The 20341-nt window shown below is 52.9% G+C and carries 15 protein-coding genes; 10 read left to right on the forward strand and 5 right to left on the reverse strand.

Features of this window, described 5'->3' with window-relative positions; translation table 11 throughout:
* Positions 1–9: 9 nt before the first annotated feature.
* The 3 genes from GJ746_RS05800 to GJ746_RS05810 are packed head-to-tail and all read left to right on the forward strand — an operon-like array spanning position 10 to position 4374.
* A complete protein-coding gene (locus tag GJ746_RS05800) occupies positions 10–732 on the forward strand; it encodes a molecular chaperone (RefSeq protein WP_154679330.1) in 723 nt (240 codons plus the stop codon).
* A gap of 20 nt (positions 733–752) precedes the next feature.
* Positions 753–3212: a fimbria/pilus outer membrane usher protein gene (locus GJ746_RS05805; RefSeq protein ID WP_154679331.1), complete on the forward strand. Its 2460-nt coding sequence runs from the start codon at positions 753–755 to the stop codon at positions 3210–3212.
* Between the two features lie 4 nt (positions 3213–3216).
* The gene (locus GJ746_RS05810; RefSeq protein WP_154679332.1) at positions 3217–4374 is read left to right on the forward strand and encodes a fimbrial protein; all 1158 of its coding nucleotides are present in this window, start codon (positions 3217–3219) and stop codon (positions 4372–4374) included.
* Between the two features lie 40 nt (positions 4375–4414).
* Here GJ746_RS05810 and GJ746_RS05815 read toward each other — a convergent pair whose 3' ends face one another.
* Positions 4415–5068 (reverse strand): EAL domain-containing protein, encoded by a 654-nt coding sequence (locus GJ746_RS05815; protein WP_154679333.1) that lies wholly within the window; start codon positions 5066–5068, stop codon positions 4415–4417.
* A gap of 268 nt (positions 5069–5336) precedes the next feature.
* On the opposite strand from GJ746_RS05815, the gene GJ746_RS05820 reads away from it, so the two are divergent.
* The gene (locus GJ746_RS05820) at positions 5337–6155 is read left to right on the forward strand and encodes a winged helix-turn-helix domain-containing protein (protein WP_154679334.1); all 819 of its coding nucleotides are present in this window, start codon (positions 5337–5339) and stop codon (positions 6153–6155) included.
* Positions 6152–6628, forward strand: coding sequence for a hypothetical protein (locus GJ746_RS05825; RefSeq protein ID WP_154679335.1), 477 nt, complete (start codon positions 6152–6154; stop codon positions 6626–6628). The genes GJ746_RS05820 and GJ746_RS05825 overlap by 4 nt, the downstream gene beginning before the upstream one ends.
* 119 nt (positions 6629–6747) lie before the next feature.
* Here GJ746_RS05825 and GJ746_RS05830 read toward each other — a convergent pair whose 3' ends face one another.
* The 3 genes from GJ746_RS05830 to sbcD all read right to left on the reverse strand — a co-directional run bounded on the left by GJ746_RS05830 (position 6748) and on the right by sbcD (position 11759).
* On the reverse strand, positions 6748–7119 hold the full coding sequence (locus GJ746_RS05830; protein ID WP_154679336.1) for an NUDIX hydrolase: 372 nt from the start codon (positions 7117–7119) through the stop codon (positions 6748–6750).
* 306 nt (positions 7120–7425) lie between these two features.
* On the reverse strand, positions 7426–10560 hold the full coding sequence (sbcC, locus tag GJ746_RS05835; RefSeq protein ID WP_154679337.1) for an exonuclease subunit SbcC: 3135 nt from the start codon (positions 10558–10560) through the stop codon (positions 7426–7428).
* Entirely contained in the window at positions 10557–11759 is a 1203-nt protein-coding gene (gene sbcD, locus GJ746_RS05840) for an exonuclease subunit SbcD (protein WP_154679338.1), read from the reverse strand. The genes sbcC and sbcD overlap by 4 nt, the downstream gene beginning before the upstream one ends.
* A gap of 305 nt (positions 11760–12064) precedes the next feature.
* Here sbcD and phoB point away from each other — a divergent pair, with 305 nt between their 5' ends.
* The 5 genes from phoB to malZ all read left to right on the forward strand — a co-directional run bounded on the left by phoB (position 12065) and on the right by malZ (position 19267).
* Positions 12065–12754, forward strand: a complete 690-nt coding sequence (gene phoB / locus GJ746_RS05845) for a phosphate response regulator transcription factor PhoB (RefSeq protein ID WP_154679339.1) — start codon at positions 12065–12067, stop codon at positions 12752–12754.
* A 21-nt stretch (positions 12755–12775) separates the two neighbouring features.
* Positions 12776–14065: a phosphate regulon sensor histidine kinase PhoR gene (phoR, locus tag GJ746_RS05850; protein WP_154679340.1), complete on the forward strand. Its 1290-nt coding sequence runs from the start codon at positions 12776–12778 to the stop codon at positions 14063–14065.
* Between the two features lie 418 nt (positions 14066–14483).
* Positions 14484–15803 (forward strand): branched-chain amino acid transporter carrier protein BrnQ, encoded by a 1320-nt coding sequence (gene brnQ / locus GJ746_RS05855; RefSeq protein ID WP_154679341.1) that lies wholly within the window; start codon positions 14484–14486, stop codon positions 15801–15803.
* Positions 15804–15926: 123 nt separating this feature from the next.
* Positions 15927–17297 carry a proline-specific permease ProY gene (gene proY / locus GJ746_RS05860; protein WP_154679342.1) on the forward strand — a complete coding sequence of 457 codons (1371 nt, stop codon included), beginning with the start codon at positions 15927–15929 and terminating at the stop codon, positions 17295–17297.
* Between the two features lie 152 nt (positions 17298–17449).
* Positions 17450–19267: a maltodextrin glucosidase gene (gene malZ / locus GJ746_RS05865; RefSeq protein WP_195908842.1), complete on the forward strand. Its 1818-nt coding sequence runs from the start codon at positions 17450–17452 to the stop codon at positions 19265–19267.
* On the opposite strand, the gene GJ746_RS05870 is transcribed toward malZ, so the two are convergent.
* The gene (locus GJ746_RS05870) at positions 19264–20166 is read right to left on the reverse strand and encodes a LysR family transcriptional regulator (protein ID WP_154679344.1); all 903 of its coding nucleotides are present in this window, start codon (positions 20164–20166) and stop codon (positions 19264–19266) included. The two genes, malZ and GJ746_RS05870, sit on opposite strands and share 4 nt — an antisense overlap.
* Positions 20167–20341 lie beyond the last annotated feature (175 nt).

Genomic DNA, 20341 nt, shown 5'->3' on the forward strand with positions numbered 1-20341 from the left:
AGTGAGATAATGTTACGTTATTTTACGCTATTGACCATGCTCTGCTGCACGTGGTCTGCCGCCGCCAGCGTGGTAATTAATGCCACCCGCGTGATTTATCCGCAAGATACCAAAGTTGTAAATGTACAGTTAGTTAATAAAAGTACGACACCTCATTTGGTTCAAAGCTGGATTGATGACGGCAGGCCGGATGTTTCACCAGAAAAAATAGACGTGCCGTTTTCCGTGGCGCCTGCTGTTGTCCAGATAGGGATTAATGAGGGACAAATTTTAAAAGTGATGGCGCGTAATGCTGATTCGTTACCGGCCGACCGGGAGTCAGTTTTTTGGCTGAATGTTCTGGATGTGCCGCCTGTACCTGAAGTTAACGAAGATAAAGCGAATTATCTGCAGGTCGCGCTGCGTAGTCGAATAAAGCTGTTTTATCGGCCCAAAGCTCTACAAATTAAGTCAGAAGATATTGATACGCATCTCTCTGTTCGTAATCAGGATGGTAAACTGTGCTTAAATAATGCCTCTCCTTATTATGTCACTGTGATGGAAATCTCTCCCTGGCAGGGCGGAGACTTAAAAAAAGCCGCAAAAGCTAATCTACTTTCCGATACCGCATTTATTGCTCCATTTAACTGCCATGCTCTACCTGTGGCGGTGAATGGTCATTCACAATATCGAATCGCGCGTATGAATGACTTTGGTAGCAAACACTATGCAGTAATTTCCACCACGCTTTAATATGTAAAATCGAGTTTGATATGAAAATGAATATTGCCAGTAAAGTCAGGCAAGGATTACTGCTGAATGCAATAACCCTTGCCTTATGGCCATATTACGGTGATGCAAAATCCTTTAATAGTAGTTTGCTGGTCGGCGACTCTTCTCAGCAGGAGTGGGGCGGCAGTGCGCCTATTATTTCACCGGGTAGCTATGACCTTGATGTTTTTGTTGATGACGAGTGGAAGGGGAAATATGCAGTAACGATAAATGGGGTTGAAAGTTATCAAATAACAATGAAGAAAAAAGATGTCTTTTTGTTAGGCATCAGCGGTATCGAGCATCTCGAAGCTAAAAAAGATAGCGATGATATTATTCTGAATGAGATTTTGCATGGCGGTAAAAGTATTTTACGTACCGGTGAATTGCGCCTTGATCTCGAAATTCCCCAGGCTTATGTCATTTATAATGATAAGAACTGGGTTGCTCCAGCGCTCTGGGATAAAGGCATTAATGGGCTGTATACTAACTACAGCTTTAATGCTTATAACGGGCGAGATAAAGGCGCCCAAAATAATACCTCACGCTCTGCTTTTTTGAATTTGCACAATGGCCTGAATATGTTTGGCTGGCGTTTGGTTGATAACTCTTCATGGCAGACGGACGACAGTAATCGCTCCCGATGGTTTACTTCCAGTCGCTATCTTGAAAAACCTATCGCGCCATTAACGATGATGATGCGCGCGGGGGATATGTATACCTCCTCTGATTACTTCGACACGCTCGCTTTTCGTGGGATCACCCTGAATAAAGACCTGCAGATGCTTCCCGATAAAGATCAGGTCTATATGCCAGTGATTAGCGGTAATGCGACATCGAATGCCACGGTGAGCATTTCTCAGGGTAATAAATTAATTTACCAGGTGACGGTACCGGCAGGCCCATTTGCGATTCGCGATCTGATGCCGACGGGGTCAAGAGAGGACCTTAAGGTTGAGGTACGCAATAGTGGCGGACTGACCGAGCGATTTACCGTTCCTTTTGCCACGATGTCATCCATGCTGCGGCCGGGAACGTCGGATTTTCGTTTCAACATGGGGAAATTGCGCTCATCGGGCGAAGGCGATCGTTCATGGTTTGGGCAGATGGACTATACGCAGGGCCTGAATAATTATCTGACCTGGTTTAATGGCTTGACCGTCAGCCATCGTTATCACGCCCTTATGCTGGGCAGCGCGATCTCGTTTCCCTGGCTGGGTTCCGTTAGCGCCAGTGCGGAGCAAACGCGCTGGAGCGATGAGCGGCGTCATCGTGGGGAAAAGTATTCGCTGGCATGGAGTAAATATCTCCCAACCAGAACCAACATTGCACTGGCGACGTGGTATTACCGTACCCGAGATTACGCCACTTTACAGGAGTTGGCTAATCATGGCAGCCAGCAGCAAACGGATACCGCCTGGGGAAGTAAGCAGGCGTTTAGTGTCTCTCTGAGCCAGCCGCTGGGAGAGGATGCGGGAAGACTGGCGCTTGATGCCTGGTTCAGAAAATATCGCGGCGATCGTGATAGTACCCGGCAATATAATCTTACCTACAGTAATCGTTTTCAAAAGGTGAATTACACCTTATCTCTGGGACGCAGTGAATATAGCCGAACGACCGGCGTTATCGATCGGAATAAAATGAGCAGTGAAACGAATGTGACATTTTCGCTGACGGTTCCTTTCTCTATATTTGATTCGCCTGGTAGCATCAACTCACGTACCCGCATTAATAATGGCCACTATGATTCCACGAGCCTTGGGTTTAGCGGTTCGGCCAACGAAGTTGATTACAGTGCCGATATTACGCACACCCGTGAAGGTAGCGGCGTGTCCAGCGACTTGTATGCCGGCTGGAAAACACCGTGGATGCGTTTGAATGCGGGTGTCGCGAATTCCAGCGATTATCGGCAGCTGGCGGTAGGTGCCAGCGGCGGGGTTCTGGCGTGGAGCGGTGGCGTGCTGGCCGGACCGGATGCCGGGAATAACTTTGTCATTATTGAGGCTCCGGGTATTGAAGGGGCGGTGATTAATAGCGATAGCGCGCAGAGGACGAACAGCCGCGGTCAGGCGCTGGTCTCCGGTGCCGTTGCCTACCGCATGAATCAGTTCTGGCTTGATACTTCCAGCAGCGAAAATCCGGATGTGGACGTTATTGGTAATGTGGCGCACCTTGCTCCCTATGAAGGGAGTATCTCTTTCATCAAGTATAAAACCGATACCCGAAAACTATTTGTCCTCAAAGTTCGCCGTGAAAACAGCTCTCCCGTGTCTTTTGGTTCAACAATTTATAACGAGGCTGGAGAACAGGTAGGCTATGTTGCTCAGGGGAGTCAGGCGTTTATTAAAGCCGAGGTATTACCCACTCAGCTACGGATCGGAAATAAAACGCGCGCTAACAGCTGTGTTATCAACCAGCCAACAGAGAAATTAATTAATATTTGTAAACCAACAAAGGTTTAGTTTTATGTTTAAGTTATGGTTGCTATTGGTGTTAGTTATTTCCGGATTCGCGACTAACGTCAGGGCGGATATGGATATGGATATGGATAAGGGGGTCGTTGTGAATACCTGCGATCCTTACGGTTTTGTGCTGAAAAAGAAACGTGTCCAGGAATCTTTAAAGTCAATAAACTTATCGACGGCCTTCCTCAATACCAATAAAGTTTCATTTACCTGGGATACCAGCTGGTCAGGGAAAATGAACTGCCTGGGGACATCGGATAACGCCTTCTTTTTTAGCGCAATTGGTGATGGGCCATATTATGCGTTATTCACCAGCTCCAGAGATGACTCTTATAACTGGATTAAATTCAGCGTCAGGGTTACCGGCCCAACGAAAACTAAAATCCGCGGTTTGCCGGGGGTTTACAGTATCGCTCGTTATCAAACCAGCTATGTCGTGACCGCGGAGCTATTAAAAGAAAAGCCGCAGGATGCTGAAGGGCGATTTACTACCGTGATTAACGGTATATTCAATCTTCCGGTTATGGTGATGAGCGGTCATGGCGGAGCGGATAACGGATATGGCGGCATCACCGGGAATAAATATACCTACGGCGATGAGGTCATGGGTTATGTTCAACAGGGCACACCGGCATCAGGATGGAATACCGATCACTTTATCGCTTTTGAAAATTTGTCGATTCAGTTTGCGCCAAACGACACAACCTGCGATCTTCCGCATGATATGACAATCAGCCTGAATCCCATTTCGATTGATGAGCTTAAGGAAAAAAACACGGCCGGCGAACGAGCGTTTAGCATTCCCGTGGAGTGCGTCAACCTGAAAGGCGGTACCCAGGTGACTCGCAATATCTCAGCGTGGCTGGCGAGCAACGATTTAATTGATAATGGTGATATCGGCTACGTGATGGTGAATGATGACAGCGATGCCTTAGGCGTCGGGATTGGGTTGCGTCTCCCGGGAGGGGCAAAGGTCGCTATGGCTAATGGGATCGGGACTGCGCCAGGCGTGACGGAGCTGATGCGCTATTCTGAAGGGCAGGAAGTTTCCCCGCGTACCTCGATAAAACTTATTGCCTACTATCAAGTCTACGACAGATCCGTGCTCTCAACCGGCAGCGTGCTGGGGACAGCACAGCTGATGTTTAATTACGATTAGTGATTCTGTTACCGGCCAGTCATGGTGCTGGCCGGCTCTCTTAATCGCTAACAGGAATACGTAATTCTGACCACAAGAAACCCTGTGCCAAATCCGCAGATGACTGTAGGACGGTGAACAGATCCTCCTCCGTTTCAATCCCTTCAATTACTATTTTTTTGCCATAGCGGCGAGCGTGACTCACCAGGTCGATGAGCATATCCGGCGAGTTTCGGTGCATCTGAAAAACTTGCCTTTCAATTTTAACTCCGCCGAATCGCCAGTTGAGCAGGTTAAGTATGGAGCTGTATTCAGGGCGATAGTCATCAAGCCAGATGGTAAACCCCGCGATGCTGAGTTTTGCCAGCTGTTGACGAAATTTCAAAATCTGGACGGCATTCATCGTCAGGAGCGTCTCTGGATCCTGGAGCTCGATGATTGTATCGCGAGTACCTTCAACGAGTTGTTTGTCGATTTCTGGTAGCTGTAATGCGGCTAAAGGGAGATTCAAAAATAATTTGTTTTTTATTGATAGTGCCTGCAACTGCTGTATCTGCCATTGATGCAGAGCCAGTAGCTGATTTGCGGATTGCTGGTGAAACCACCGTTCATTATCGGTTGCCGGGGAAATTTCAGACAGTACTTCATATCCATAGAGTTGTGCATTGTGTAGATCGTATATTGGCTGCAGGCGAATGCTTTTTATTCCGTCCATTACTCTTTTGGTATCTCCAGGTTTTATTTGAACTAATATTCTATTTGTTTCGCCTTTTCGTGGTGTTATTAATTGGATTTAAGATAAAAACATAGTTTTTTATTCTGATTTATTGGGTTTTTATTTAATATTATGGTGTTTAATTCTTTTGTTGTTGCTGCTATGTCCGATAAAATAGGTTTTAACCCGCAAGATAAAAAACTGGGACTAAAAGTTTGCGGCAGTTGTTTTTTTATACATCCAACACTGCAGGTAGATGTGATGAGCAATGAATAAATTATATATTCTTGAGGGTTGTATTTATTTTGATGAGCAAGCAATGGCGCTTTCTATTAACGGTGAGCAAGAAAACACCATTATATTACCCGCCCCCTCAGCGCGATTACTTAGTGAGCTTATAAAAACTAACGGAACTATGGTCACGCGAGAGGAATTATTGGTACGGGTCTGGGAGGACTATGGTTACCGGGCATCTAATAGTAATCTGAACAATTATTTGAGCATATTGCGCCGGAGCCTAACATCTTTATTACCACAAACGATATTGATAACAACTTTACCTAAAAAAGGTATTGTTTTTCAGGCTAATATTGAAGAATGCTCAGTTAACACACATCAGAATGAGCCCGCTGAAAGCACGGCGATTATTGAATATGAAGAGCCTGAGCCAACCCCTGAACCGGAGTCAGAACCAGAGACTGGAGCGGCTCTTTTGCCGAAATGGCGAAAAATAACCCCAAAAATTGTTCTTTTTGCCAGCATTGGGTTACTTTTCTCTGCTGCCATCTGGTCGTTTTTCCCCACATCTTTACCCGTTATGTCTGAACGCCATCTTTTTACCCTTTCCCAATGTCGCTTTTATCTGATACAGGATACGCCGCTGAGTCAAAATGAAGTGCTATCCATTATGGATAAATATGATATCAGCCTGAATTGCGATAGCTATCCGCGCGATGTTTTTGTCACCCATTATGATGAGACCGGTAAACGCCGGGTTATGACATTTTTTGCCTGGTGCCAGCGTGATGATAATGGGAAATATACGCGCTGTGAAAATATCAAGAAAGTATCATGGAGAAGGGTGTGAAATATTATCTGATAGCTATGTTTATGGTTGTGGTAAGCATATTAATGGTAATGGGTAAACCTTCCTCAGAACTGGGCGTTCGCTGTGAGGCTGAAGTGTTACATACCGTTGAAAAGCAAGAAAGTAAACTCACGCTGGATATTATTGCATCACTATTTATGATGGAGAACGGCAAGGGTTTCGTGAATCTTTACGGTACCCTGACTGACCAGAAAGAATTATGGCAGGTTAATCGTAAAATCTGGTTTGACTGGCGCGATGAGCTGAACGGGAGTCTGTATGATATTATTATTCAACGAGTTGACGTTAAAACGGAAACCGATAAAGCTCCGGAGTCACTGATGGAAAAGATATATAGCCATCGATTTAACCTGGAAATATTTCGCGTAGGTCAAAATGGTCTCTTTTTGCGCGGCGTTTCGACACCTTTTTTCCTCTGCGTCCGGCAGAATAAGATGGGAAAAGTGACCTGACAGGGTCGGATAACGTTGCTAATCGACTTCTCTGAGGGCGCATGGATATCGTCTCATCACCACGAGGTGTTGAGCGTTTGCGCCCTGTATTTTATCTTTTATCCACGGATGGATAATAGTTATCGTGCCTGACAGTCAGGGATCTCTTCCAGGGCATAGTAAATCGACAGCCCCATTTTTTTGCCTTCCTCAATATCCAGATCCGCGCCGCGCGACTCGCCCGGCAGGCGTAAAATAGCGTCACAGCGGCTAATTAACCGGTGGGCGACGGGGTAGAGATACGCTTCGCTAATCTCATCGCCAATTTGCGTGGAACCCGCGGCTTTGGCTATGGGCAAAGCCAGCCATTCGCCGACGACCGGAATATGACCTTTTTTGTACACGCTTAGCGCAACCTGGGCCATGTTGTTCAGGTTAGCTTCGATTAATTCCGGGCGATTCTGGGTACCGCTGCGTACCGGGCCGGCGATCAAAATAAGTAACTTCTTCATTTTTCGGGACCTTCTTGATGCGTTGCAGGTGAATGTGGGGCAATGCAGTTGCGGACATCCTTTCCCGTAACATGCTTTGCCAGTGCGAAAGCTAATTGCACGAATTTGCACGAATTGAGCGTTTCATGAGAATGAATTGACATTTAATGCTCATGAAACTGCCTGTTAATTACCGAATTAGAAAGTGATGTTAACCTATCATGCATATTTGTGCATTATCAAGATAAATCGTGAATTGAGAGCTGAGAGGAGAGTGATGACCCCCTGTCGGGAGGAGGCCATCAGGGATGAAACGGATGAAGAAAGTTACTCAACGGCGAAGGTTTTATCCAGGCGGCTATAGCCCAGTCCATTGATTTTCTTGACTTTAATTTGTACCGGAATGCGCTCTTTCATCGCCTCTACGTGACTGATGACGCCAATGATTTTGCCGCTGGCGTTAAGCGCGTCCAGCGCGTCCAGCGCGGTATCGAGGGTTTCGCTATCCAGCGTGCCGAAACCCTCGTCGAGAAACAGAGAGTCTATCCGCGTTTTATGGCTGACCAGGTCGGAGAGCGCCAGCGCCAGGGCGAGACTCACGAGGAAGCTCTCGCCGCCGGAAAGCGTTCTGGTGTCGCGCACCGCATCCGCCTGCCAGGTATCAACCACCTCCAGCTCCAGCGCTTCGCTGGCTTTACGCTGCAACAGGTAGCGACCGTGCAGGCGGTTAAGCTGATGGTTGGCCAGCCACACCAGATTATCCAGCGTCAGGCCCTGGGCAAACTTACGGAATTTGTCGCCTTCTTTGGAGCCGATAAGCGAGTTCAGCCACCCCCAGTCCTCCACCTCCTGAGCGGCGCGTTCTGTCTGCTGACGTAGCGACTGCTGGCGCTGCTGGTTTTCGGCATTCTGCTTCAGCTGCTGACGAATCTCTCCCTGACGGGCGCTATTTTCCCGCAGCAGGGACGCCAGTTTCTGTAGCTTTTCTTGTACCTGCTCAAGGGGTTGGCTGATGTCTGTCTCTGCCGGAGGCTGATGGCTATGATTAGCCAGCGCTTCCCGGGCCCGCAGCGCCAGCGCCTGATTTTGCTGTAGCGTGTTTTCCAGCGTTTGCTTCAGGCTTTCAAGGCGCTGGCGCGTCTCTTCATCAAGCAGCGCGGCGAGAAACGCCTGCCTGTCGGCGAACGGGCTTGCTGCCAGCGCGGCGCTGAACTGGGCTTCGGTTTCGAGCAACTGAGCCTGCTGCTGGTTCTCCTGCTGTCCCAGGGTATGCCACTGGCTTTCGAGCGCCAGACAGTCGTCGTGCACCCGGCGCCAGCCCTCCAGCGATGCAGGTTCCGCGGGCAAATTCGTTTCCGGTAAGGATTCCAGCAGCGGGGCTAACTGTTGAATCTGCTCCTGAAGGGCGAGCAGTTCGGTCTGTTTAGCTTGCCAGCCGCGGGTCTCATCTTCCCGCTGCGCCAGCCACTCTGCGGCCCGATCGGCTATCGGTAAGTTCAGCTCAAATGCGACCAGTTCCGCGGTCAGCGCGGTGTTGCGCTGTTCTTGTTCTTGCTGGAGCTGCTGAAACTGCTGCTGGCACTCCTGTTGCTGAGCCTGCCAGGCTAAACGCTGTTGATGCTGATAGAGCTGCTGTTCATGTTCATGCTGCGCGTTTAGCCACCCCTGGACATCATCTTCAGGTTGAAGGCGGATATTTAAACCGTTAATCGTTTCCTGCCAGCGCGATGTAAGTGCTTGCTCCTGCTGGAGAATAGATGCTCTCTCGGCGGCCTCTTTTTGCCGCAGCTTAAGAAGCGCGTCCAGCTCGCCGCGCACCAGCGCTCCGGCCTCCGCCAGCTGTTTAACCTCGCGCTCGAGGCTATCGCGCCGCGCCTGATTCACGCCGGGCACCAGAGCCTGATACTCGGCGACGGCCGGATGTTGTGCAGATCCGCACAGCGGACAGGGCGAGCCGGGCTGCAGGCGGGCTCGTTCCGCCTCAAGGCCAGCGATGCGCGCCTCCATTTCACACAGGGCTCTGACATCGCTGAACTGCTGGTTCTTCTCTTTGTAGGCCTGGCGGCGCTGAGCCAGCGTGGCTTCCAGTTTCTCCTGCTCCAGCTTACTGGCCTGTTCGGCGGCATTAAGCTGCAATAATCGCTGGCCCAGCGGCTGCAGTTGACCATGCAGGGTAGAGAGCTGTTGACGCAGAGCGCGAGCTGCAGCGTGCTGTGCCAGCCCGGCGCTTACCTGGTCAGCGTTCAACGTCAGCGCTTCAGGAGGCAGTTCGGCCAGCCTGCGGCTGGTGTCCGTCAGACGCTGTTGCAGAACCGATAGCTGTTGCGTATCGCGAGCCTGCTGCTGGAAAGCGGCCCGCCAGCCCGCCAGCGCATTGCCCCATCGCTGATAGCGGTCGTGCTCTTTTAGCCACGCGGAAAGCGTTCGCTGATGATTAGACAGCTGCTCTGACTGCCGCTGGGCGGCAAGGCGAATACCCGCCCGCAGCCGTAATCTCTCATGTAAGCGAGTATTTACTTCTTCTCTCTGACGACGGGTCTGCGCCAGAGCGGTGGTCTGCTCCTGAAGACGCAGCCACTGCGGGCGCAGGCGTTCTGCGGGCTGCGCATTCAGCAGTACGGAAAGCTGCGGTTGCGCCTGTTCGAGCGCAGACTGCGCCTCGCGTAGCGCGGCTTGAGCCTGCCTCTCTTCAGCGGTGAGTTCTTCACGGCGTGTCAGCCACTGACGGGCGATTTGCAGATGAGTTTGTTCGCTAAGATGCTGTTTTTCTTCATTAGTGAGCGCTTGCAAACTTTGCTGGAGCGCCTGCTGCTGTTCATCGCTCAGTAGCACAACGCCGGATGCCTGCGCCTGAATTTTTTCCAGCTCGACGCGGGCCTGCTTATGTTTTTCAAAGACCTGAGCGGAAATCTGACCGTAAATTTCGGTGCCGGTCAGTTCTTCCAACAGCTCGGCGCGCTCTTTCGGTTTGGCATTCAGGAAGGCGGCGAACTGCCCCTGTGACAGCAGCATAGAGCGGGTGAAGCGGCCGTAGTCCAGTCCGGTGAGCGAAGCGGTCATTTCCAGCTTATCTTTGACCTTATCGGCGAGGATTTTGCCGTCTTCGCAGCGCGCCAGTTCGACGCGCGGTACCTGCAGGTTGCCGTCCGGCTGGTTCCGCGCCCGATTCTGACTCCAGAACGCACGGTAGGCGGTGCCTTTTACCTCAAATTCCACTTCGGCGAGGCATTCGGCGGTGTCGCGGGTCATCAGATCGTTCTGCGATTGCGACACGCTGCTCAGGCGCGGCGTTTCGTGATACAGCGCGAGGCAGATGGCATCCAGCAGCGTGGTTTTTCCGGCGCCGGTTGGCCCGGTGATAGCGAACAGCCCGTTGCTGGCGAACGGCTCGGCGGTGAAATCGATTTTCCACTCGCCTTTTAATGAATTGAGGTTTTTCAGGCGTAAGCTCAGGATTTTCACAGGTGTTCCTCACCGTTCAGACTATGCAGCGTTTCATTAAACAGCTGTTCCAGGCGCTGCTGCTGCGCCGCTTCCAGGGTTTCCAGCGCCAGGCGACGGGCGAATACGTCCTCTACCTGCAGTTCGCTGAGGGTCTCCCGCTTTTCACCCGCCAGTATGCGCTCGCGCTGGGCGCGACTGCGGCGCACCAGCAGCACCTCTACCGGCAGCGTTTCGGTCTGCGCCTGAATTTTGCGCGGGATATCATGCAAATATTCGTCGCTGGTGATTTCAATATCGACCCAGACGGCGGGTTGCTGATGATTGTCACGCCATTGGTTTAACTGCTCGCTAATGCTGGCAAAATCGCCTTTTAGTACCGCCAGCGGCTGGGTAATGGGGACGATGAGCGGCGTGACGTCCGTCAGGCGGCCAGCGCTGAAGGTCACCAGGTTTACGCTTTTATTTTTCCCGGTTTCATCAAAACTGAGCGGAATGGGGGAGCCGCTGTAGCGAATATGCTCGCAGCCGCCCACAATCTGCGCCCGATGGATATGGCCGAGCGCGATATAGTCGGCGGGAGGAAAGCGATTAGCCGGGAAGGCGTCGAGAGTACCGATATAGATTTCGCGAACCGCGTCGCTTTTACTGGCGCCGACGGTAGTCAAATGGCCGCTGGCGATAATCGGCAGCGGTCGGTCGCCGCGCAGCTCGCAGGCCTGCTGGTACTGCTGCTGGTAATAGTCGCTGATGGCGCTGAGGAGCTGCTGCTGCTTTTCGCCGCTGGAGTGCCCGGCCTGGCTGCTCACCAGCTCACGGGGGCGCAGAAACGGTACCGGACAGAAAATCGCCCCGGGCGAACCATCGCGTAGCGGAAGAATAAAGGGCGCGTGACCGGCATTAGCCACCACCGTTGTTTTCAGGAACGCCAGAATGTCTCGCGACTCATTGAGGGTAGCTACCGAATCATGATTTCCCGCCAGCACCACCAGCTGACAGCCGGTCTGCTGTAGCTGTACGACAAAGCGGTTATACAGCTCGCGCGCGTAGCTCGGCGGTGAGCCGGTATCAAAAATATCGCCGGCGACAATAATGGCATCAACGTCATGCTCCTGCGCGCTGGCCAGCAGCCAGTCGAGAAACGCCTGGTGTTCGGCGGCACGGCTTTTGCTGTAAAAATTCTGGCCAAGATGCCAGTCAGACGTGTGAAGGATGCGCATAATCGTCCCATAGAGAAAAGCAGAAACGGCATTATATACCCTAAATAATTTGAGTTGCAGGACAGGACACGCCTTGAACAGGCCCCTTGGGGGCGAGGCCGATGGATGGGCCGCGTAATTCGCAGCCAACGCACAAGCAACTTGAAGTATGGCGGGCATAACACCGCCCTCCGATGCGTTAAGTCCGTGTCACAATTCGAAATCCGCGTTCATCTGGCGGTCATGTTTTTCATAAATCTGTCATAAATCTGACGCATAATGGCCGCGCACTTCTATACTGATGGCTAAAAAATACAGGGTAAATAATGGCGAGAAGAATTCTGGTCGTTGAAGATGAAGCTCCAATCCGCGAAATAGTTTGCTTTGTTCTGGAGCAAAACGGCTTTCAGCCCGTCGAGGCGGAAGATTTTGACAGCGCGGTCAATCAGCTCAATGAACCCTGGCCTGATTTGATCCTCCTTGACTGGATGCTGCCGGGTGGGTCGGGTCTGCAGTTTATTAAACAGCTCAAGCGTGAAGCGATGACCCGCGAGATTCCGGTGGTGATGCTGACCGCCCGCGGTGAAGAGGAAGATCGCGTTCGCGGCCTGGAGACCGGCGCGGATGATTACATCACTAAGCCATTTTCGCCAAAAGAGCTGGTCGCGCGAATTAAAGCCGTGATGCGGCGCATTTCGCCAATGGCGGTAGAAGAGGTGATTGAGATGCAGGGACTGAGCCTCGACCCTTCTTCGCATCGCGTCATGACCGGCGAAAATCCGCTGGATATGGGGCCGACGGAATTTAAATTATTACACTTCTTCATGACGCACCCGGAACGAGTCTATAGCCGCGAGCAGCTGCTGAATCACGTCTGGGGAACTAACGTATATGTAGAAGACAGAACGGTGGACGTGCATATTCGTCGTCTGCGTAAAGCGCTGGAACATAGCGGCCATGACCGGATGGTACAAACGGTTCGCGGTACGGGATATCGTTTCTCCGCCCGTTTCTGAATGTTGACAGGAGTGTGAACCGTGCTGGAACGGCTGTCATGGAAAAGGCTGGCGCTTGAGCTTTTCTTGTGTTGTATCCCGGCCCTGATCCTCGGGGCGTTTTTAGGTCACCTGCCGTGGTTTCTGCTGGCGGCGGTGACCGGTCTGCTTATCTGGCATTTCTGGAATTTGATGCGCCTGTCGTGGTGGCTGTGGGTTGACCGCAGTATGACGCCGCCGCCGGGCAGCGGCAGCTGGGAACCCCTCTTGTACGGTCTGCACCAGATGCAGATGCGTAATAAAAAGCGCCGTCGTGAGCTGGGCAGTTTGATCAAACGCTTTCGCAGCGGGGCGGAGTCTCTGCCGGATGCGGTGGTGTTGACCACCGAAGAAGGCGTCATGTTCTGGTGTAATGGCCTTGCCCAGCAGATCCTTAATCTGCGCTGGCCGGACGATAACGGGCAGAATATCCTTAACCTTCTACGCTATCCGGAATTTGCTAATTACCTCAAAGCTAAAGATTTCTCTAAACCGCTAAATCTGGTGCTCAATAACGGTCGCCATCTGGAGATTCGCGTGATGCCCTACAGCGACAAACAGCTGCTGATGGTGGCGCGCGATGTTACCCAGATGCATCAGCTTGAGGGCGCTCGGCGCAACTTTTTTGCCAACGTCAGCCATGAACTGCGAACCCCGCTGACGGTGCTGCAGGGATACCTGGAGATGATGCAGGAGGCGGTTCTGGAAGGCGCGACGCGTGAAAAAGCGTTGCACACCATGCGCGAGCAGACCCAGCGGATGGAAGGCCTGGTGAAACAGCTGCTGACGCTGTCGCGGATTGAAGCCGCACCGGCTCTGGCAATGAATGACAAAATTGATGTTCCGATGATGCTGCGGGTCGTCGAGCGCGAAGCGCAAACGCTGAGCCAGCAGCAGCACGTCCTGCATTTTTCGGTGGATGAGTCGTTAAAAGTGCTGGGGAATGAAGAACAGCTGCGCAGCGCCATTTCCAACCTGGTGTATAACGCGATCAACCATACGCCGCCGGGAACGGAAATTACCGTGAGCTGGCAGCGGGCGCCGCACGGCGCGCTGTTTAGCGTTGAGGATAACGGACCGGGGATCGCGCCGGAGCACATTCCGCGCCTGACGGAGCGTTTCTATCGGGTCGATAAAGCACGATCCAGGCAAACCGGCGGCAGCGGGCTGGGGCTGGCGATTGTCAAACATGCCGTTAGCCACCATGACAGCCGTCTTGAGATCGCGAGTACGCCGGGTAAAGGTACCCGTTTTAGCTTTCTGCTACCGGAACGTTTGATTGCCAAAAATTGACCCCTGATACGTGGGTGTCAGCTTTACTTGCCAATGACCAGCTTCGGCTGGTCATTTTCGTTTGCTGTTAAATCGAAGCTGCGTAATTAACGAACGTTAGCTGCTTTTTTGTTCGCATGATAAGCCAGAGGTTTTCCATCAATCAGGTAAATAATTCTACTTATAAAAATAGAGTTAGCATAATCATCTGCTTTTGCGATCCCTCCTTGCTTTAAAACGTTATAAGCGTTTAAATTGCCCGCCTACGGTCGCAGACAGACTGTTTTTGCGTGGTAATTCAAAAAACAATTCTTTTCCACGCCGCTTTGGGAGCATATCCCGCTGAGTTTAATGATAATGGCCGCTGTATCATCCCCAGGGGAAAGGCGCGGTATTAATCCGTTTTTACAACACCACATCCACAGGCTGTAATGAATTTATGACCCATCAGTTAAAATCTCGCGACATCATTGCGTTGGGCTTTATGACCTTCGCGCTGTTCGTCGGTGCAGGCAATATTATCTTTCCGCCGATGGTTGGCTTACAGGCCGGCGAACACGTCTGGACCGCGGCTATTGGCTTTCTGATTACCGCCGTGGGTCTGCCGGTGCTAACGGTTGTGGCGCTGGCGAAAGTCGGCGGCGGCGTAGAGAGCCTGAGCACGCCGATTGGTAAAGTTGCCGGTATCCTGCTGGCGGTGGTTTGCTATCTCGCCGTTGGGCCTCTGTTCGCCACGCCGCGCACCGCCACCGTCTCTTTTGAAGTAGGGATTGCCCCGCTGACCGGCGACGGTCCGCTGCCGCTGCTGATTTACAGCGTTATCTATTTTGCGCTGGTGATCCTCGTTTCGCTCTATCCGGGTAAGCTGCTGGACACCGTAGGGAATTTCCTCGCGCCGCTGAAAATTATCGCCCTGATTATTCTTGCCATTGCGGCGATCGTCTGGCCCGCCGGTCCGCTGAGCTATGCCATGGAAGCCTACCGCACCGCGCCGTTCTCCAACGGTTTCGTCAACGGCTATCTGACTATGGACACCCTTGGGGCGATGGTCTTTGGTATCGTGATTGTCAACGCCGCGCGTTCCCGCGGGGTCACTGAAGCTCGTCTGCTGACCCGCTACACCGTCTGGGCTGGCCTGATGGCCGGCGTGGGCCTGACGCTGCTGTACCTGGCGCTGTTCCGTTTAGGTTCGGACAGCGGCACGCTGGTTGAGCAATCCGCTAACGGCGCGGCGATTCTGCACGCTTACGTCCAGCATACTTTCGGCGGTGCGGGAAGCTTTATGCTGGCGGCGCTGATCTTTATCGCCTGTCTGGTGACGGCGGTAGGTTTAACCTGCGCCTGCGCTGAGTTCTTTGCCCAGTATCTGCCGTTCTCCTATCGTACGCTGGTCTTTATTCTTGGCCTGTTCTCGATGGCGGTCTCCAACCTCGGTCTGAGCCATCTGATTCAGATTTCAATTCCGGTGCTGACGGCTATCTATCCGCCGTGTATCGCACTGGTGGTATTAAGCTTTACCCGCGGTTGGTGGCATAATTCGTCCCGCGTTATCGCCCCGGCAATGTTTATCAGCCTGATGTTTGGTATCATTGACGGCATTAAGGCGTCGGCGTTTGCCGAAATTATGCCGTCCTGGACCGCGCGTCTGCCGCTGGCAGAGCAGGGGCTGGCCTGGCTGATGCCAACCGCCGTGATGGTGATTCTGGCCGTTATCTGGGATCGCGCGGCAGGGCGGCAGGTGACATCCAGCGCGCATTAACCGACGTTTTAAACTGGTGTTTAACCACGGGACTTCAGGTTCCGTGGTTTTTTGTTTTATTGGTCATGCTCCTTTGGACACTGCTCCCGCGATGGTCAGAGGAGAAAAACGGCATGGAACACGATGGAAAGTAGTAACAAGCTTAAGCGCGGGCTAAGTACCCGGCATATTCGCTTTATGGCGCTGGGGTCGGCAATCGGTACCGGCCTTTTCTATGGCTCGGCTGACGCGATTAAAATGGCGGGCCCGAGCGTTCTGTTGGCTTATATTATCGGCGGCGTCGCGGCATACATTATTATGCGCGCGCTGGGCGAGATGTCGGTGCATAACCCGGCCGCCAGTTCGTTCTCACGCTACGCGCAGGATTATCTTGGCCCGCTGGCGGGCTATATCACCGGCTGGACCTACTGTTTTGAAATTCTGATCGTCGCCATCGCCGACGTCACGGCTTTCGGTATCTATATGGGCGTCTGGTTCCCGGCAGTCCCGCACTGGATTTGGGTGCTCAGCGTGGTGCTGATTATCTGCGCCGTCAATCTGATGAGCGTGAAGGTCTTCGGCGAGCTGGAGTTCTGGTTTTCCTTCTTCAAGGTCGCCACCATTATCATCATGATCCTCGCCGGCTTCGGCATCATCATCTGGGGGATCGGCAACGGTGGCCAGCCGACCGGCATCCATAACCTGTGGAGCAACGGCGGCTTCTTCAGCAACGGCTGGCTGGGGATGGTGATGTCGCTGCAGATGGTGATGTTCGCCTACGGCGGCATTGAGATTATCGGTATTACCGCCGGTGAAGCGAAAGACCCGGAGAAATCCATTCCGCGCGCCATTAACTCGGTGCCGATGCGTATCCTGGTGTTTTACGTCGGTACGCTGTTTGTGATTATGTCTATTTATCCGTGGAACCAGGTTGGAACCAACGGCAGCCCGTTTGTCCTGACCTTCCAGCATCTTGGCATCACCTTTGCCGCCAGCATTCTCAACTTTGTGGTGCTGACCGCTTCGCTGTCGGCGATTAACTCCGACGTCTTTGGCGTGGGGCGTATGCTGCACGGTATGGCGGAGCAGGGCAGCGCGCCGAAGATGTTTACCAAAACCTCCCGCCGCGGAGTGCCGTGGGTGACGGTGATGGTGATGACAATCGCCCTGCTATTTGCGGTCTATCTTAACTACATCATGCCGGAGAACGTTTTCCTGGTTATCGCCTCGCTGGCGACCTTCGCCACCGTCTGGGTGTGGATTATGATCCTGCTGTCGCAGATCGCCTTTCGCCGCCGTTTGCCGCCGGAAGAGGCTAAGGCGCTGAAGTTCAGGGTTCCCGGCGGAGTAACGACGACGGTGATTGGCCTGATATTCCTCGTCTTTATTATCGGTTTGATCGGCTACCATCCTGATACCCGCATTTCGCTGTACGTCGGCTTTGCGTGGATTGTCCTGCTGCTGATCGGCTGGCAGTTTAAATCCCGCCGCGAGCGAAAACTGGCGAAAGCGTAGTCATTTCGTTCTCTTCTTGCCGGATACGCTCAGGCTATCCGGCAAGCGCTAGCTCCGCCCCCGCCATCCTCCCCCAATAATTGTGCCGATGATGAGTCATACGCCAGTACGCTGTGGCAAGGTGTGCCCATTCTGCAAAGAGAGGAATAATGATGTTGAAGGCATGGCACCTCCCGGTTGCTCCGTTTATTAAGGAACAGCAGGACCGACTATTTATTACGCTATGGTTAAGCGGCGACGATCTGCCGCCGCGGGTGACCCTACGCGGGGAAGAAGATAACGAAGAGCTGTCGCTGCCGATGCACCGTTTACGGCAGGAGCCGCATCCGGGCGTGGTGGCGTGGCGCGGAGAAATCAATCTGGTCAACGGACAGCCGCGCCGTCGCTATAGCTTCAAGCTGTTGTGGCCTGACCGCCAGCTGTGGTTCACGCCGCAGGGATTTAACCGCTTTCCGCCGGCGAGGCTGGAGCAGTTTGCGGTTGATTTGCCGGACAGCGGGCCGCAGTGGGTGGCCGATCAGGTGTTTTATCAAATCTTTCCTGACCGTTTTGCCCGCAGCCACTCCCGTGAAGCCGGGCAGGATGACGTTTATTACCACCACGCAGCTGGTCACGATATCGTGCGCAAAGCCTGGGATGAACCGTTAACCGGTGAGGCGGGCGGTTCTACCTTTTACGGCGGCGATCTGGATGGCATTAGCGAAAAATTACCGTATCTGAAGCAGCTTGGCGTAACGGCGCTGTACCTCAATCCGGTCTTTGTCGCGCCCAGCGTGCATAAATACGATACCGAAGATTACCGCCGCGTTGACCCGCAGTTTGGCGGCGATGCGGCGCTGCTGCGCCTGCGCCACAACACGCAAAAAGAGGGGATGCGTCTGATCCTGGACGGCGTGTTCAACCATAGCGGCGATTCGCACGCCTGGTTCGATCGCCACCAGCGCGATAGCGTCGGCGCCTGCCACAACGCCGATTCGCCGTGGCGCGACTGGTATAATTTTTCCCCCGAGGGCGTAGCCCACGATTGGCTTGGATATGCCAGTTTGCCTAAGCTGGATTACCGCTCGGCGACGCTGGTCAATGAAATTTATGGCGGAGAAGATAGCGTGGTGCGCCACTGGCTGAAAGCGCCGTGGAGTATGGACGGCTGGCGGCTGGACGTGGTGCATATGCTGGGTGAAGGCGGAGGAGCACGCAACAATCTGCGCCATATTGCCGGAATCACCCAGGCAGCGAAGCTGGAACAACCGGAAGCTTTTGTCTTCGGAGAGCATTTCGGCGACGCGCGCCAGTGGCTACAGGCCGACGTGGAAGATTCGGCGATGAACTACCGCGGTTTTACCTTTCCGCTGTGGGGCTTTCTCGCCAACACCGATATTTCCTACGATCCGCAGAAAATTGATGCGCAAACCTGCATGGCATGGATGGACAACTACCGCGCTGGTCTATCGCATCAGCAGCAGCTGCGGATGTTCAACCAGCTCGATAGTCACGATACCGCGCGTTTTAAATCGCTGTTAGGCAAGGATGTTGCCCGCCTGCCGCTGGCGGTAGTGTGGCTATTCAGCTGGCCGGGGGTACCGTGCATTTACTATGGCGATGAAGTGGGCGTTGACGGCAATAACGATCCGTTCTGTCGCAAACCGTTCCCGTGGGATCCGGCTTTGCAGGATAGCGATCTGCTCGACCTGTACAAACGGATGAGCAAACTGCGTAAGGCTAATCAGGCGCTGCGCTACGGCGGCTGTCAGGTGATTTATGCTGAAGATAACGTGGTGGTGTTCGTGCGGGTTTATAAACTGCAGCGCGTGCTGGTGGCGATCAACCGCGGCGAAGCCTGCGAAGTGGTGGTTGAGGATTCGCCGCTGCTTGATGTTAACGGCTGGCAGCTGAAAGAGGGAGCGGCGGCGCTGCACGATGGCGTGCTGGCGCTACCAGCGATCTCCGCCAGCGTATGGTTTAGCCGTTAGTCATAGAGCTGGCTCAGACGTTCGCTGTGTAATATGGCCTCGCGCCACCAGCGCTGGGCCAGTCCGTCATTGCCGCTGCGCCAGGCCATATAGGTGATATCTTTTACGCGGTATGAGATGACGGCCTTTTCTACCAGTTCGCCGCTCTCCAGCCACGGCCGGGCGATATGGCGCGGCAAAAAGCCGCAGCCCAGCCCGGCGCGCAATAGTTCAACTTTACTGGCGAAATCATCAACGCGAATTTGCGGTTGCTCGTCGAGCAGGTTGCTGTTGAGCGGATGGCAGTAGCGGGAGCTGTCGCTGATCACCACCGCGCGATGCAGGCTTAGCTGCTTGTTGGTTAGCGGTTGGCTTGTTTCCGCCAGCGGATGCTCCGGCGCGATGACGAAAATATTGTCCATTGCGCCGAGCATTTTCCACGACCATTCTGCGGAGGTAGGCGGTTCATTGATCGCCCCAAGAATGATATCCGCGCCGTTGTGGGTAAGCTCTTCCCAGGAGCCTGCGAGTGTATGGTGGGTAAAGTTAAGTCGGGTTTGCGGATGCTGGGCATAGAACTCGTCGATCAGCGGCAGCAGCGAGCTAAACGGGAAAGAATCATCCAGGGCGATAGCCAGATCTCGCTCCCATCCGGCGCTGAGCTGAACCGCCTGTTTTTCCAGATCTTTAGCGGCATTAAGCAGCAATCGCCCCTTCTCAAGCATCATTTTGCCTGTATCGGTAAATTTCGCCCGATGTCCTGATCGATCCAGCAGAGTAATGTTGAGATCGTTTTCCAGCTTTTGAATCATGTAGCTCAGCGCCGCCGGCGTCTTAAATAGCGATTCAGCGGCGGTGGCAAAAGAGCCATGTTTATCCAGCGCGTCGAGAATCAAGAGAACATCAAGGTTTAAGCGCATGAGTCAATTTCCGCTAAAAAAGAGCCACTGTTTTACCGGAGGTCCTGGTTCAATTCCAGTGAATAATTTAGAACGGTTAGCCGTAAAAATTTGATAAACGCTTTTAGCTAATATTGTAATGGTTAATCGAATAGCCATAACTTTTCGCTTTAGAAATAAATTAGAAAAAAATCTT

It is taken from the genome of Klebsiella oxytoca (assembly GCF_009707385.1).
Classification (GTDB): Bacteria; Pseudomonadota; Gammaproteobacteria; order Enterobacterales; family Enterobacteriaceae; genus Klebsiella; species Klebsiella oxytoca_C.

Coding starts and splice junctions, on each gene's coding strand:
- GJ746_RS05800 (WP_154679330.1), top strand. CDS start 10: ATGTTACGTTATTTTACGCTATTGACCATGCTCTGCTGCACGTGGTCT.
- GJ746_RS05805 (WP_154679331.1), top strand. CDS start 753: ATGAAAATGAATATTGCCAGTAAAGTCAGGCAAGGATTACTGCTGAAT.
- GJ746_RS05810 (WP_154679332.1), top strand. CDS start 3,217: ATGTTTAAGTTATGGTTGCTATTGGTGTTAGTTATTTCCGGATTCGCG.
- GJ746_RS05815 (WP_154679333.1), bottom strand. CDS start 5,068: ATGGACGGAATAAAAAGCATTCGCCTGCAGCCAATATACGATCTACAC.
- GJ746_RS05820 (WP_154679334.1), top strand. CDS start 5,337: ATGAATAAATTATATATTCTTGAGGGTTGTATTTATTTTGATGAGCAA.
- GJ746_RS05830 (WP_154679336.1), bottom strand. CDS start 7,119: ATGAAGAAGTTACTTATTTTGATCGCCGGCCCGGTACGCAGCGGTACC.
- sbcD (WP_154679338.1), bottom strand. CDS start 11,759: ATGCGCATCCTTCACACGTCTGACTGGCATCTTGGCCAGAATTTTTAC.
- phoB (WP_154679339.1), top strand. CDS start 12,065: ATGGCGAGAAGAATTCTGGTCGTTGAAGATGAAGCTCCAATCCGCGAA.
- brnQ (WP_154679341.1), top strand. CDS start 14,484: ATGACCCATCAGTTAAAATCTCGCGACATCATTGCGTTGGGCTTTATG.
- proY (WP_154679342.1), top strand. CDS start 15,927: ATGGAAAGTAGTAACAAGCTTAAGCGCGGGCTAAGTACCCGGCATATT.
- malZ (WP_195908842.1), top strand. CDS start 17,450: ATGTTGAAGGCATGGCACCTCCCGGTTGCTCCGTTTATTAAGGAACAG.
- GJ746_RS05870 (WP_154679344.1), bottom strand. CDS start 20,166: ATGCGCTTAAACCTTGATGTTCTCTTGATTCTCGACGCGCTGGATAAA.